Origin of the sequence: Sphingobium sp. B1D7B, from assembly GCF_025961965.1 — a bacterium.
Classification (GTDB): Bacteria; Pseudomonadota; Alphaproteobacteria; order Sphingomonadales; family Sphingomonadaceae; genus Sphingobium.
Map to the genome: position 1 here is coordinate 3,246,429 of NZ_JAOQOR010000001.1, position 14,332 is coordinate 3,260,760.

At 66.3% G+C, this 14,332-nt stretch carries 14 protein-coding genes; 7 read left to right on the forward strand and 7 right to left on the reverse strand.

All coding sequences use genetic code 11. The annotated features are described in order from the left end of the window. Positions 1-9: 9 nt before the first annotated feature. Positions 10-945 carry an ACP S-malonyltransferase gene (fabD, locus tag M2336_RS15225; RefSeq protein WP_264573137.1) on the reverse strand — a complete coding sequence of 312 codons (936 nt, stop codon included), beginning with the start codon at positions 943-945 and terminating at the stop codon, positions 10-12. Positions 946-1,095: 150 nt separating this feature from the next. Here fabD and M2336_RS15230 point away from each other — a divergent pair, with 150 nt between their 5' ends. The 4 genes from M2336_RS15230 to rplI all read left to right on the forward strand — a co-directional run bounded on the left by M2336_RS15230 (position 1,096) and on the right by rplI (position 3,842). Beyond that, positions 1,096-2,370 (forward strand): chloride channel protein, encoded by a 1,275-nt coding sequence (locus M2336_RS15230; RefSeq protein WP_181560054.1) that lies wholly within the window; start codon positions 1,096-1,098, stop codon positions 2,368-2,370. Positions 2,371-2,553: 183 nt separating this feature from the next. Further along, positions 2,554-2,982 carry a 30S ribosomal protein S6 gene (gene rpsF, locus M2336_RS15235; protein ID WP_181560055.1) on the forward strand — a complete coding sequence of 143 codons (429 nt, stop codon included), beginning with the start codon at positions 2,554-2,556 and terminating at the stop codon, positions 2,980-2,982. A 13-nt stretch (positions 2,983-2,995) separates the two neighbouring features. Next, positions 2,996-3,220 (forward strand): 30S ribosomal protein S18, encoded by a 225-nt coding sequence (rpsR, locus tag M2336_RS15240; protein WP_181560056.1) that lies wholly within the window; start codon positions 2,996-2,998, stop codon positions 3,218-3,220. A 13-nt stretch (positions 3,221-3,233) separates the two neighbouring features. Beyond that, positions 3,234-3,842 carry a 50S ribosomal protein L9 gene (gene rplI, locus M2336_RS15245; protein WP_181560057.1) on the forward strand — a complete coding sequence of 203 codons (609 nt, stop codon included), beginning with the start codon at positions 3,234-3,236 and terminating at the stop codon, positions 3,840-3,842. A gap of 105 nt (positions 3,843-3,947) precedes the next feature. On the opposite strand, the gene M2336_RS15250 is transcribed toward rplI, so the two are convergent. Beyond that, complete coding sequence (locus M2336_RS15250; protein ID WP_264573138.1) at positions 3,948-4,718, reverse strand: SDR family oxidoreductase; 771 nt, start codon at positions 4,716-4,718, stop codon at positions 3,948-3,950. Next, entirely contained in the window at positions 4,715-5,320 is a 606-nt protein-coding gene (gene folE, locus M2336_RS15255; protein WP_264573139.1) for a GTP cyclohydrolase I FolE, read from the reverse strand. Before folE ends, M2336_RS15250 begins: the two co-directional genes overlap by 4 nt. Before the next feature lie 359 nt (positions 5,321-5,679). Between folE and M2336_RS15260 the strand changes: the two genes are divergently transcribed. The 3 genes from M2336_RS15260 (at position 5,680) to M2336_RS15270 (ending at position 10,100) form a co-directional block, all read left to right on the forward strand. Then, positions 5,680-6,888 (forward strand): acetyl-CoA C-acetyltransferase, encoded by a 1,209-nt coding sequence (locus M2336_RS15260; RefSeq protein ID WP_264573140.1) that lies wholly within the window; start codon positions 5,680-5,682, stop codon positions 6,886-6,888. Positions 6,889-7,066: 178 nt separating this feature from the next. Continuing rightward, entirely contained in the window at positions 7,067-9,247 is a 2,181-nt protein-coding gene (locus tag M2336_RS15265; protein WP_264573141.1) for a 3-hydroxyacyl-CoA dehydrogenase NAD-binding domain-containing protein, read from the forward strand. A gap of 259 nt (positions 9,248-9,506) precedes the next feature. Continuing rightward, positions 9,507-10,100, forward strand: a complete 594-nt coding sequence (locus M2336_RS15270) for a glutathione S-transferase family protein (RefSeq protein WP_264573142.1) — start codon at positions 9,507-9,509, stop codon at positions 10,098-10,100. Between the two features lie 15 nt (positions 10,101-10,115). Here M2336_RS15270 and M2336_RS15275 read toward each other — a convergent pair whose 3' ends face one another. The 4 genes from M2336_RS15275 to M2336_RS15290 form a co-directional block, all read right to left on the reverse strand. Next, positions 10,116-11,540 carry an ATP-binding protein gene (locus tag M2336_RS15275; RefSeq protein ID WP_264573143.1) on the reverse strand — a complete coding sequence of 475 codons (1,425 nt, stop codon included), beginning with the start codon at positions 11,538-11,540 and terminating at the stop codon, positions 10,116-10,118. Then, positions 11,537-12,619, reverse strand: a complete 1,083-nt coding sequence (locus M2336_RS15280; protein WP_264573144.1) for a hypothetical protein — start codon at positions 12,617-12,619, stop codon at positions 11,537-11,539. The genes M2336_RS15275 and M2336_RS15280 overlap by 4 nt, the downstream gene beginning before the upstream one ends. Before the next feature lie 33 nt (positions 12,620-12,652). Beyond that, the gene (locus M2336_RS15285) at positions 12,653-13,882 is read right to left on the reverse strand and encodes a hypothetical protein (protein WP_264573145.1); all 1,230 of its coding nucleotides are present in this window, start codon (positions 13,880-13,882) and stop codon (positions 12,653-12,655) included. A 130-nt stretch (positions 13,883-14,012) separates the two neighbouring features. Continuing rightward, on the reverse strand, positions 14,013-14,324 hold the full coding sequence (locus M2336_RS15290; RefSeq protein WP_264570741.1) for an Hpt domain-containing protein: 312 nt from the start codon (positions 14,322-14,324) through the stop codon (positions 14,013-14,015). Positions 14,325-14,332 lie beyond the last annotated feature (8 nt).

The following is a 14,332-nucleotide window of genomic DNA, read 5'->3' on the forward strand; positions in this document are numbered from 1 at the left end:
TCCTGTCTCTCACACGCGGCCGAGCAGCGCCTCGATGTCGTCCATCGAGATGACGCTGGTCACGGTCGCATCCGGCGCGATGCGCTTGACCATCGGGCCGAGCACCTTGCCGCCCAGCTCGACGAAATCGGTAATGCCGGCCTCCCACATCGCCGCGATGCTTTCGCGCCAGCGCACCCGGCCGGTCACCTGCTGTACCAGCAGGTCACGGATGGTCGCAGCATCGCTCACCGGCGCGGCCGTGACATTGGCATAGACGGGAATGAAGGCGCCGGGCGACTGCGTGTCCGCCAGGGCAGCCGCCATCGCATCGGCAGCGGGCTGCATCAGCGGGCAGTGGAAGGGCGCGGAGACCGGCAGCAGCACGCCACGCTTGATGCCATGATTCTTCACCAGCCCGATCGCGCGCTCGATGGCGCCGACATGGCCGGAAATGACGACCTGGCTCGGATCATTGTCGTTGGCGACGGCGCAGACTTCGCCCTCGGCCGCAGCAGCCGCGAGCGCCTCGGCCTTCTCGATGTCGGCGCCGAGCAGCGCGGCCATGGCACCCTCGCCTACCGGCACGGCGGCCTGCATCGCCCGACCGCGCGTCTTGAGCAGACGGGCGGTGGTCGCGAGATCGAAGGCACCGGCCGCGCAAAGGGCGCTATATTCGCCGAGGCTGTGGCCGGCCAGCGCATCCGCCTTGTCGCGCAGCACCACGCCGCCTTCCTTCTCGAGCACGCGCAAAGTGGCGAGCGCGTTGGCCATGATCGCCGGCTGGGCATTTTCGGTCAGGGTCAGGTCCGCTTCCGGCCCTTCGGTCATGATGCGGAAGAGATGCTGGCCCAGCGCCTCGTCGACTTCCTGGAAAATCTCGCGCGCCACGGGCGATGCTGCGGCCAGCGCCGACCCCATGCCCACGGCCTGACTGCCCTGCCCCGGAAAGATGAATGCACGCACGGCCCTGATCCCTGCTTGGTCTGTGAAGGCCTGCGCCCTAGTCCGGGGGGGCGCCCCGGGCAAGTCCTGTTGGCTTGACCGGCACGACGGCGCGCCAGGATGGACATTGGCCATTGTGCGCCCTGCTCATGGGGCATAGTGGAAGCCAGGATGTTAAAGCCACGGTTCTCCAACGCGATCAGCCGCGTGGATGCCCGCGTGATGCGGGGCCGCATCGGCGCGATCGGCGGCGCCTTGCTGCTCAGCCTGGTCGCGGTGCTGTTCGCCAAGCTGGGCGAGGCCGCGCAAGGCGTGTTTACCGGCGTGGCCGATGCCTTTCCTTATGCGCCGCTGGTCATCACGCCCGGCCTGTTCGTCGCGGTGACCTATGTCACGCGGCATTGGTGCCCGGAGGCGCGCGGATCGGGCATTCCGCAGACCATGGCGGCGGCGCGTATGCCGGATCACCCGCAATCCCGCCGTCTTCTCTCGCTGCGGACCGCGCTGTTCAAGCTATTCGGCACGCTGGGGATGCTGCTTGCGGGTGGTTCTGTCGGTCGCGAAGGGCCGACCGTTCAGATCAGCGCTGCCATCATGGCCGCGGTGCAGCGCTGGCTGCGCGTGCCGGTTTCGGCCGGGATTATCATTGCCGGCGGTGCGGCAGGCGTTGCCGCTGCGTTCAATACCCCGCTCGCCGGGGTCGCCTTCGCCATCGAGGAACTGGCCGCTGCCTTCGAGCAAAAGATTGCGATCGTGGTGATGGCCGCCGTGATGATGGCGGGCATCACGAGCCTGTGGCTCTCGGGCGATTACATCTACTTTGGCGCCATGCATCAATCGATGCCGATCTCGTCGATGCTGCTGCTCACGCCGGTCGCCGGGCTGGTCGGCGGCGTGGCGGGCGGCCTGTTCTCCCGCGCGCTGATCGCTCTTGCCTGGTCCCGCAGCCCGCTCACCCGGGCGATGCGGGCCAAGCCGCTGCTCGTCGCGGGCATCTGCGGCCTCGTCGTCGCCATCACGGGCATTCTCACCGCCGGAATCAGCTGGGGCACCGGCTATGAGACGACGCGTGCGTTGCTCGCCGGTGAAGAGGTTTCCTGGAGCTTCGGCCCCGCCAAGCTCGTCGCCACGCTGGCTACGGCGCTGAGCGGAGCCCCCGGCGGCATCTTCGCGCCATCGCTCTCCGTCGGCGCCGGCCTTGGCCAGCTGCTGGGGCTGCTGATGCCGGACCAGCCGCACGGCGCCATCGTGCTGCTCGGCATGATCGGCTATTTCGCGGGTGTGGTGCGGGCGCCGCTCACCGCCGCCATCATCATGATGGAAATGACCGCAGACCGCACCATGATCCTGCCGCTGTTCGCTACGGCGATCTTCGCCAACTGGGTCAGCGGGCAGATCTGCAAGCCCAAGCTCTATCACGCGCTGGCCCGCCAGTTCCGGCCCTGATCGCTTATCGGCGAGAGCGGGCATTGCGCACTTGCCTTGCGGGCACTTTTCAGCCATAGGCCGCCCCTTCGCCGGGCAGGCTCTCGCTGCGCCCGCCGCGAAGCTTTGTTTGAGACGACAGCCGGAGGGGCATGCGCATGGGGCGTATGTCAGCAATCGGCCAAAAGACAGGACGCATGAACCATGCCCTATTATGAGCATGTCTTCCTTGCGCGTCAGGATCTGGCACAGGCCCAGGTCGATGCGCTCGCGGAAAATGCCACCAAGATCATCGAGGCCAATGAAGGCAAGGTGACGAAGGTGGAAAGCTGGGGTCTCCGCAACCTCGCCTACAAGATCGCCAAGAACCGCAAGGCTCACTACGTGATGCTCAACATCGACGCGCCGGCTGGCGTCGTCGCCGAGCTGGAGCGTCAGACGCAGATCAACGAAGACGTGATCCGCTTCATGACCGTCCGCGTTGAAGAGCTGGAGGGTGGCCCTTCGGTGATGATGCGCAAGAACGAGCGTGACCGCGAGCGTCGTGGTGAGCGCGGCGACCGTGGTGACCGCCCGGATCGCGGCGATCGCGCGCCCCGCCGGGACCGCGAAGAAGCCTCGGACGGCGAATAAGGAGACCTGACACATGGCACGCCCATTTTTCCGCCGTCGCAAGACTTGCCCGTTCTCCGCTAAGGACGCACCGCGCATCGATTACAAAGATGTGCGCCTGCTGCAGGGCTTCGTCTCTGAGCGCGGCAAGATCGTTCCCTCGCGCATCACGGCCGTCTCGGCCAAGAAGCAGCGCGAGCTTTCCCAGGCAATCAAGCGCGCCCGCCATCTGGGCCTGCTGCCCTACATCGTGAAGTAAGGAGGGCGGACCCATGGAAATCATTCTGCTCGAGCGTATCGAGAAGCTGGGTGCAATCGGCGACGTCGTAACCGTCAAGGACGGCTATGCGCGCAACTATCTGCTGCCCAACAAGAAGGCGCTTCGCTCCAACAACGCCAACAAGAAGGTGTTCGAGGCCAACCGCGCCAAGATCGAGGCCGACAACGCAGCCCGTCGTGACGACGCTGCCAAGGCGGCCGAGAAGGTCGATGGCGTTCAGGTCGTCCTGATCCGTCAGTCGTCGAACAGCGGCCAGCTCTACGGATCGGTCTCGGTTCGTGACATCGTGGAAGCACTCCACGAAGCCGGCCACACCAATGTGAGCAAGTCGATGGTCGTGCTGGAACGCCCGATCAAGACGCTCGGCCTGTTCGACGTGCGCGTCTCTCTGCACCCGGAAGTCTCCGTCACCGTTCAGGCCAACGTCGCACGTTCGCCTGAGGAAGCCGACCTGCAGAAGGACGGCGTGGACGTCATGGCCTCCATGTTCGAGAAGGACGAAGCCGGCTTCACTGAGGATTACGATCCCAATGCCGAGCCGGGCGAAATCGCGACCGAGGCTGCCGAGCCGGCTGCCAACGAGGATACGGAAGAGGCCTGAGCCCCTTCCCTCCGCAAGCTTTAGAAACCCCGCCGGACAGATCGTCCGGCGGGGTTTTGCTTTGTGGGAGATCGGATCGCCCGTCACCGGGCGCTGCCGGGCGGTTCAGGTCTCCAGATGAAGAAAATCGCGCGCGTAACTGCGCATATGGGCACCGCCATCGACGATGATTGTCTGGCCGGTCACCGACTCCGCCCGCGCCAGATACAGCACCGCCTCGCCCACCGCCTCCGGCGTCGGCAACACGCCGAGCGGCGCGTGGCTGGCGAGCCGCTCCAGTTGCTCGGGCGTATAATCATAGGTCGCGAGGGTCAGCCCCGGCGAGACGGCGTTGACCCGAATAGCAGGCGCCAGCGTGCGCGCGGCGATCCGCGTGAAAGCCTCCAGCCCCGCCTTGCCCAGCGTATAGGCAAGCTGGTCGCCATGCGGCTGGGCCAGGCGCTGGTCGAGAATATTGACGATCGAGGCGCCAGCACCGTCGGGCCGGGCCGCCGCGGCAAAGGCCTGGGTCAGCAACACCGGCGCAACCGTATTGACCTGATGATAGTCGGCCAGCTGGCCGGCGCTGACATTGGCCAGCTCGCTCTCGCCGAACAGCGAGGCGCTGTTCACCAGCAGATCCGGTGCACGGCCGAAATGATCGATCACCGCCGGCATCAGCCCCTCGGCGGCACCCGGCGTCAGGAAATCCGCGACGAAGCCATGCCAGCGCACGCCTGTTTCGGCGAGGCATTCGGACAGGAAGCGATGCGGCTCCGCATCATGCCGGCCGTGGATCGCCAGCGCATAGCCGGCGCGCGCCAGATGCATGGCGATGCGCGCGCCGAGGCGGCGGTGCCCCCCGGTGACGAGCGCGAGCGGGGCCTGCGCCGTCATTTTACGCCCATGAGGCGCAGCACTTCCTCTCGGCTTTTTTCGTCGCGCTTGAACACGCCCATCATCCGGCTGGTGCGCATGATCGTGCCATGGGTGCGGACGCCCCGCCCGGTCATGCAGCCATGGGTTGCCTCGATCACCACGGCCACGCCGAGCGGCTTGAGATTCTCCCAGATGCAGTCGGCGACCTGCGCTGTCAGCCGCTCCTGCACCTGCAGGCGGCGGGCGAACGCCTCCAGCACGCGAGCGAGCTTGGAGATGCCGACGACATAATCCTGCGGCAGATAGGCGATGTGCGCCTTGCCGACGATCGGCGCCATGTGATGCTCGCAATGAGACTGGAACGGGATGTCGGTGAGCAGCACGATCTCGTCATAGCCGCCAACCTCGTGGAAGATGCGCGAGAGGTGATAGGCCGGGTCTTCGGCATAGCCCTCGCAATATTCCCGCCAGGCGCGCGCCACGCGCTTGGGCGTTTCAATGAGGCCTTCCCGCTCTGGATCGTCGCCGGCCCAACGGATGAGGGTGCGGATCGCCTCCTCGACATCCTTGGGAACGTCCGGCTTTGCCGGCTTGGGACTGTGTTCGTTCTGGCTGGCCATGCCTACCCCCGGGAAAAGGACAAGAGGACACGCGGGTGTGCATGTCGATATGCTGATGCGGCGCAGATAGGCCGTTGGAACTTTCTATTCAACCGCAGACGCCCGAGTCGGGCCGCTTGCGCCCAAAAGGGCAGCGTGGACTTGGTATGCCAGGCTATCCGTGGCGCCAAAGATAAGGAAATTATGCCCCGCCCGCGCACCTTCCGTTGACGTTAGGGTAAGGCCGAGGATTGGCGGATTTCTTGGGCTTGCATGGACCACGCAAGTGGCGAAGCCGGCAGCGAGCTCTTGCGCGAAGGCGATGGCATGGCCCATATTGGCCGCACCAAAGGCCCCGCCAGACCTACAGGAGAGCGACCATGGAAGTCTTCATCTATGATGCCGTGCGCACACCGCGAGGACGCGGCAAGCCGGACGGGTCGCTCCATGAGGTGACGCCGGTACAGCTGGCAGTGCAGGTTCTCCAGGCGGTGCGCGATCGCAACGCCATCGACACGGCGGACGTGGACGACGTGATCCTCGGCTGCGTCGCCCCGGTCGGCGAGCAAGGGACGGACATTGCCCGCATGGCGGTGCTGACGGCCGGCTATGCCGAGACCGTGCCGGGCGTGCAGATCAATCGCTTCTGCGCCTCGGGCCTGGAAGCGGTGAACATGGCCCTCGCGAAGGTGATCAGTGGCGAGGCGGAGCTGGCCATTGGCGGTGGCGTGGAGAGCATGAGCCGCGTGCCGATGGGCGCGGACGGTGGCGCCTGGGCTTCCGATCCCAATGTGGCCTATGCCAGCTATTTTGCGCCGCAGGGCATTGGCGCGGACGTGATCGCGACCAAGTTCGGCTTCTCTCGCGATGATGTGGATGCCTATGCGGTCGAGAGCCAGAAGCGCGCCAAGGCCGCCTGGGACGACCAGCGCTTCGGCAAGTCGATCATCCCGGTCAAGGACGTGATCGGTCAGGTGCTGCTCGACCATGACGAGCATATGCGCCCGGAAACGACGATGCAAAGCCTTGCCAGCCTCAAGCCAAGCTTCCTGGCCATGGGCGAGGAGATGCCGGGCTTCGACACCATCGCCCTGCTCCGCTACCCGGAGCTGGAACGCGTCAACCATGTCCACCATGCCGGCAACAGCTCCGGCATTGTCGATGGCGCTGCGGCCGTGCTGGTCGGCAGCAAGGCCATGGGCGAGAAATATGGGCTCAAGCCGCGCGCCCGGATGAAGGCCATGGCTTCGGTCGGCTCCGAGCCGATGATCATGCTCACGGGCCCGGAAAACATTGCCGACAAGCTCCTGAAAAAGTCTGGAATGTCGGTCGGCGATATCGACCTTTGGGAGCTGAACGAAGCCTTCGCCAGCGTCCTGCTGCGCTACATGCAGGCGATGGGGCTCGATCACAGCCAGATCAACGTGAACGGCGGCGCCATCGCCATGGGCCATCCGCTCGGCGCGACCGGGGCGATGGTGCTGGGCACTGCGCTCGATGAGCTGGAACGCTCCGGCAAGGGCACGGCGCTGGTCAATCTGTGCGTCGGCGCGGGAATGGGCACGGGCATCATTATCGAGCGGGTTTGAGGCCCGCAAATTGAAGGCAGCAGTTCAACACCGTTCGTGCTGAGTAGCTCCTGAGCTTGTCGAAGGAGCGTATCGAAGCGCCCAGCCTGCTCAGTGACCCTTCGATACGGGTCTTCGACAGGCTCAGCCCCTACTCAGGGCGAACGGAAAGTGAAGACGAACGAGTCAGGAGGCACATATGGCTACGACCATCACGACCGAGATCGACGGCGACGGCATCGCCCTTCTCACCATCGACGTGCCGGGGCAGTCGATGAATGTCATCACGCCCGACTTCCTGACCGACTTCGCCGCCGCCATCGCACGGATCGGCAGCGAGGAGGCGATCAAGGGCGCCGTCATCTGCTCCGGCAAGGACAGTGGCTTCATGGCGGGCATGGACCTCAAATATCTCTCGGCCATGCTGCGCGAGGCGACAACCGGCGATGTCGACATGGCCGCCCTGTTCGACAATGTCTTCACCCTCAATGACTTGCTGCGCAAAGTTGAGACCTGCGGAAAGCCGGTCGCGGTTGCCATCGAAGGCACGGCCATGGGCGGTGGTCTGGAGCTCGCTCTCGCCTGCCATCACCGCGTGCTCAGCAACAATCCCAAGGTGCAGATCGGCCTTCCGGAAATCCTCGTCGGCCTGTTCCCCGGCGGTGGCGGCTCACAGCGCCTGCCCCGCCTGATCGGCATCCAGGGCGCGCTCATGTACATGCTGCAAGGCAAGAGCTGGCGCCCGGCCGAGGCGGCGGCGATGAAGGTCGTCGATGAACTGGCCGACCCGGGCCAGACTGTCGATGTCGCCAAGGCCTGGGTGAAGGCCAATCCCGATGCCCACACCCAGCCATGGGACATCAAGGGCTTCAAGGTCCCTGGCGGATCGGGCCAGTTCAACCCCGGCTTCATCCAGACGATGATGGCCGCGACGGTGATGACCACCAAGCAGACCCAGCGGAACATCCATGCGCCGCACGCCCTGCTCGGCGCGGTCTATGAAGGCATCCAGTTGCCCATGGATCGGGCGATCCGCGTCGAGAGCAAATATTTCGCCAAGGTGGTGGCCGATCCGCAGGCGGGCAACATGGTCCGCACGCTGTTCGTCTCCAAGCAGGCCGCCGAACGCGGCGCGCGGCGTCCCGCCGGCATCGAGAAGGCCCCGACGAGAAAGCTGGCCGTGCTTGGCGCCGGGATGATGGGCGCGGGCATCGCCAATGTCGCGGCGCAGGCCGGTATCGACGTGGTGCTGCTCGACCGCGATCTGGCCTCGGCGGACAAGGGCAAGGCCCATGCGCAGGCGCAGATGCAAAAGCGCATCGGCCGGGGCATGACGCCGGATAAGATGGAACAAGCCCTCGCCCGCATCATGCCGGCGGACAGCGTGGACGCGCTGCAGGGCTGCGATTTCGTGATCGAGGCCGTGTTCGAAGACCCTGCGATCAAGGCGGAGATCACCCAGCGGGTCGAATCCGTGCTGGGGCCGGACGTGATCTTCGGCTCCAACACCTCCACCCTGCCGATCTCGGGCCTCGCCAAGGCCTGGTCGAAGCCGGAAAATTTCATTGGCGTGCATTTCTTCTCGCCGGTGGAAAAGATGCCGCTGGTCGAGATCATCCTCGGCAAACAGACCGGCGATGCCGCCGTTGCCAAGGCGCTCGATTTCGTCGCGCAGATCCGCAAGACGCCCATCGTCGTCAATGACTCGCGCGGTTTCTACACCTCGCGCTGCTTCGGCACTTATGTGCAGGAAGGCGCGCAGATGCTGGCAGAGGGCATCAACCCCGCGCTGATCGAGAATGTCGGCCGCCAGCTGGGCATGCCGGTCGGCCCGCTCGCCGTCTCGGATGAGGTCTCCATTGAGCTGGCCCATAAGGTGACGCTCGCCGCGAAGGCCGCGCTGGGCGATGCCTATCTGCCCGCGAAGGCCGATGATGTCGTCGCGCATATGGTCGAGATCGGCCGCCTCGGCCGCAAGAACGGCAAGGGCTATTATGATTATCCGGCGGACGGCGGGAAAAAGGCGCTCTGGCCCGGCCTTGCGGCGGAGTTCCCCCGCGCTCTCAACCAGCCGACGCCGGCCGAGGTGCGAGAGCGGCTGCTCTACCGCCAATTGGTCGAATGCGCCCGCTGCTTCGCCGAGGGCGTGCTGGTGACGCCGCAAGATGGCGATATCGGCGCAATCTTTGGCTGGGGCTTCGCGCCCTATACGGGCGGCCCGTTCAGCGCGATCGACACGATCGGCCCTGCGAAGGTGGTCGAGGTGCTGGATCGGCTGACAGCCGCGTATGGCGAACGCTTCGCGCCGCCTGAGCAGTTGCGGGAGATGGCAGCGAGCGGCCACGGCTATTATGACGGCGCGCAGGTGAAGGCCGCCTGAGAGGATAATCGGCCGAGCAGCCGGATCGCCCTGTACCCTCTCCCCTTGAGGGAGAGGGATGCGAAGGCTTGGCAGCGTGCTGCCTAGCCGAAGCTGGGAGAGGGGTATGCGATCCACGGGATCGCGCGGACCATAGATCCGCCAACCCTCATCCAACTGCGCCTAGCCGCTCATAGCGGCAAGGCTTCGTATCCTTCTCCCCCAAGGGGAGAAGGATTAAGCTTGTCACAGCCTTTGCCGGCATCAGGGAGGACAACCCATGCTCACGCTCTACATCGCCCCCGGCGCCAGCTCGATGGCCCCGCACATCGCCCTCGTGCACATCGGGGCGCCGTTCGAGCTACGTTCGCTCTCCTTCGCCAAGCGCGAACAGGCTGAGCCGGCCTATCTCGCGATCAACCCCGAGGGCAAGGTGCCGACCTTGGTGACCGAGGAGGGCACGTTGACCGAAGTGGCGGCCATCCTCTTCTATCTCGCGCGGCGTTTTCCCGAGGCCGCGCTGCTGCCGGATGATCCCATGGGCACCGCGCAGGCTCTCTCCTGGATGTCGTTCGCCGCGTCGACGCTGCATCCCTCCTTCATTGCCGGGCAAGAGCGCGCGGAGGCCGCGCTCGAACAAGCGGAGCATCGGCTTGCGGGTCAGGAATGGGCGGTAGGCGGCAGGCTTTCGGTGGCCGACATCCACCTTTTCCGTCTATTCTGGCGGATGCGACACACGCTCGCCCTGCCGGTGGAGAACTGGCCGGGCCTCACCGCCCATTACGACCGGATGATGGCGCTGCCAGCCGTTCGCAAGACCTGTGAGATCGAACAGTCGATCGGCTATGAATTGCGCGGGCTGCGGGTGCCCTGAGCAGGCCGTCTCCGCTCAGGCGTCCGCCCACACCGGCAGATCGAGCGTGAAACGGGCGCCCTGCCCCAGCGCGCTTTCCACCGTCAGATCGCCGCTCATCGCGCGTGCGAGACGGCGGGAGATATAGAGCCCCAGCCCGCTGCCATCCCCGCCGGAGAGGCCCAGTCGCTCGAACCGCTCGAAAATGCGCTGGTGATCGGCGGGGTCGATGCCGCCGCCCTGATCCGCAACGACGACGCGGGCACGCCCGCCCTCGCTATCGACGCGGACCCAGATGGTGCTGTCGCGCGGGGTATGCCGCACCGCATTGCCGATGAGATTGACGAGGATCTGCAGTACGCGGCGATACTCACCGCAGGCCATGGCACTCTCGCCCAGCGGCGGCGTCTGGATGCGAATGCCGCGCTCGCCCGCACGGACGTGCAGCAGGCCGGCGGCTCGGCGCGCCAGATCGGCCAGATCGACGCGCTCCTTCGCCACCCGGAAATCGGGGCGCTCAATGGCGTGAAGATCTGACAAGTCATCGACCAGATCTAGCAGATGGCGGCTGGCCTGGGCGATGTCCGCGCCATAGCCTGCATATTCCTCGCGCAGTTCACCATGGGCCTGCGCGGCAATGCTGCCGGCATTGGCGATGATCCGCCCGATCGGCTGGCGCAGGGCGCGGTCCAGCCGGGGGGCGAAGCCGGCATCGAACATGCCATCGCCAAAGAGATCGTGGATCTCCGCAGACGGCGCCTCTGCCTCGACGCGGGGTTCCTGTGCGGGCTGGCTCTCCTGCGGCACGGCGCGGCCGCGATAGCCCATCAGCGCGCCATGCTCATCGAACAGCGGCTCGCCGGATATGCGATAGGAGACCGCATCGTCGGCCCGCAGGCGCGCATGCTGGTCCGTGAACGGCATACGCAGCGCCAGCGCCTCGACCAGCGGCATCGGCGACACATCGTCCGCAATGATCGCATCGAGGCGGAAATAGGCGGTCAGCGGCTCGCCATCGCGGGGCGGCTCATGCCCGACGGCGGCGGCTTCGGCCGCAACCTGCCGGAAGCGCAGTTGCGTATCCACTTGCCACGGCCAGCCCGGCTCGGCGGGCGCCAGACGGCGCGCCATCAGCACGCCCAGTTCACCGGGCCATTGACGCGGAGCGCGCACCTGCCAGTCGACGATGGACATGGCATAGCCGTCCGCCTCGGGACGGATTTGCACCCACATGCTGAGATCGGCCTCGCCCTGTGCAGCCTGCACCGCGCGAGAAATCGGGATGCGCAGCCGCGCGGCGAGGCGGACGAGCGCGGCCAGCGCAGGAATGGCGAGCGGCCCATGCGGATCGCCGCCCGCATCGGCCTGCAACCGCGCAAGCGGCGCGTCGGCCGAGATGATGCGACCGTCGCCGTCCAGCCGCGCCAGGATTGGCTCCGTGCCGGGGGGCGCGACTGTCATCGGCCGTCCAGCAGAGCGAGCTTGTCCGCCAGCTCGCGCGGGTTCATCCGGTCGAGCAGCCATTGCATGGCCTGTTCCGCGTCAAAGGCGCGGTAGCTCTCGACAAACGCGACAAGCGCGGCATCGCCCCCTTCGGCGAGACCGGTGACCGGGCCGAGCATCTCTGCGACCTGAAAAGCGCCGGGATCGTCCACGCCCATAACCCGCAACAGGGCGAAGCGATCGCGATCCTGCGGGCCGATCAGCGCCTCCAGCACCTCGTCCAGCGCAATGCCGCCCTCGCACTCCACGATGGCAGCGAAGAGGAGCAGCCGTGCTTCCGCCAGCGCGTGCGGGGCGATGGCGAAGCGTTGATCCGAATTAAGCGCACGCGCGCAGCGGCGGGCCTGTGCGATGGCGCCCTGCCCTTCATCATGACGGGCAATCAGCCCCTCGGCGGCGCGCGCGATGGCCGTCGTCAGCATGGGATCGGCGCCGGCGGCTTGTGCGCTACTCCCGTTTACCAGCAGGGCCGCGACGGTCCAGACGAGATCGTGATAGAGCTCGGCCGGCAGGTCCGGCAGGATCGTTGCGTCGAGCAACATCGGCCCGCACCAGTTGCGCTCCGCCAGCGCGAGGCCAGCCAGTGCATCGAGATAGCGACCATTGTCGCTGGCCTCGCTCTCCAGCCGCGAGCGATCGCCATGGCGACCCTCGAGCCGATATTGCCGCATCAGCAGCGACACGCAGGCACGATGACGCAGATGGCGCAGCAAGTCCGGCGAAAGCACGGCGATGTCCCGCTCGATCGCCTGCCGCGCATAGCCTGTATCGGGCATGGCGGAGGCCGAGGCCACAGGCTCACGGGCCAGTCCGGCGACCAGCGCCTGCTCGACCGCGTTCATCAGCCCGGCAAGATGGATCCGCGTTTCGGCCAGCAAGGCATCGGTCCAGCGGCCCGGCGCATCGTCGGCCAGCCGCGCGAGATCGGCGCCATGGCGAACCTCCAGCGCCAGCCCACGAGCAAAGCGCGCGGCAAACACCGCGCCTTCCCGCTCGCCGCCATGGCGTTGCTGAACCGGTTCACCCACGCCCGTCATGCCCCATCCCTAGCCAAACAGGCTTAACAGGCCCTAAAATTCGGACCTTCCCACATGGAACAGTCGCGCGGCCAGCAGACCGGCCAGAACCCAGCCGAGCAGCGCAAAGGCTATTCCCACATAGCCGACGATAACGCCGGCCAGCACCATCAGCAATGCCGCCGGGACGCCGGGACGAAGCTGCACTTCCCAAAGCGCGGTGGGCGTGGTTCGTTCCGACCCGAAGGTGAAAAGAGTGAGGAACAGCAGCACGAACAGCACCGTGGTGAGCGCCAGCGGATCCGCTCCTGCCGCCCGCAAACCGGTCATGCCGAGCAGCAGCAGCGCGCCGCCCTGCACCAGCGCCAACGGCCAACGCCGACCAGTCGCCCGCAGGGTCAGCTGGGCATAACGATTTGCCAGCGCCGCGATGCCGAGCGCCGGCAGCATGAGGAGCAGCGCCGGAAAAGCCCATCCGCTGAGCCCCACTGCCACACTGCCCGCGCACAGCAGCACGGCAAGCAGCGCGATATGTCCCGGTTCCGCCTGCCGGTGCATCAACTCGCGCAGCAACGTACGCGAGAGCGGCGCCAGCAAGGCCGCAACGCCGCCGCCATCGCGCCAGCTTGCGTCGGGGGCGTAATCGCTCAGCGCATTCAGCGCCAGATCGGCACTGGACTGATCGGTGAGGAAGGCCAGCCGCCCCTGCAGCACCGGCTCGGGCGGCAGCATGATCCGCTCCACGCCATCCTGAACGGCGCGACGGAGCAAGGTGAGCACCAGATCCCACTCGCCCAGCATATCCAGCGTTGCGAGCAGCCGTGCCCCGGAAACACAGAACGCCCCGCCCCACATGCTGCTGGCATCCAGCCGCTCGAAGCTGGCCGTGCTCGCGCCCGAGGGCAGCACCAGCACCGCCTCGCCCCCGCTGATCGTCAGGGCGTCGAGCGCTTCTGAGGGGATCACCGCGCCTTCCGCCATCAGCAGAACAAGGTCTTCCGGCCCAATCGTGCGGGCCAGTTCCGGCATGTCGCGCACCACGCTCACCGGGCAATCGGTCTCCCGCGCGATGTGATCGGCCATGCGAGTGAGGCCGGGCAAGTCCGCCTCGGCCGCTGCCGCATCCGCATGGATGATGAGCTTTTCCGCGCCCGCGCCCAGCGCCAGCCGCGCCTGATATTCGATGAGGCTCTGGCCGCCAAAATCCAGCAGCGCCGATGACACGGGCGACTGCAGACCGTCCCGTGCGGCATTGCGCGCACTGAGCAGAGCGACCAGCACCATGGATGCTACCTAGAGACCGACATTCGACACAGACAATCTGTCTGGCAATGCGGTGGCCCGATTGCAAGGCCCCCATTTCGACACAGGGGGATGCCGTGAGAGTGATCAGCCGACACATGCGGTCGGCCGGTCAGTCTTCGTTTTCCGCCCCGACCGTCGCGAGCGCCTGGGTGATGCGCCGCAGGATGACCGGATCGCCCGGCGCGCCGACCAGTGCCTCGTCGGCAAGGTTCATCAGGCGATTAACGCCAAAGCTGGCGCACAGCCCCTTGAGTCGCAGCGCCGCCATCGTCCAGTTCGCATCGCAGCGGGAACGGGCGAGAAGATCAACCTGCCGGCCTGCGCTCTCGAGGAATGCGCGACGCAAATCCGCGATGAGCGCACGGTCGGAACCGACTGCCGCAGCAAGGGCTGCTTCGAGCGTGCCAGGATCATATGCCATGGCCATCT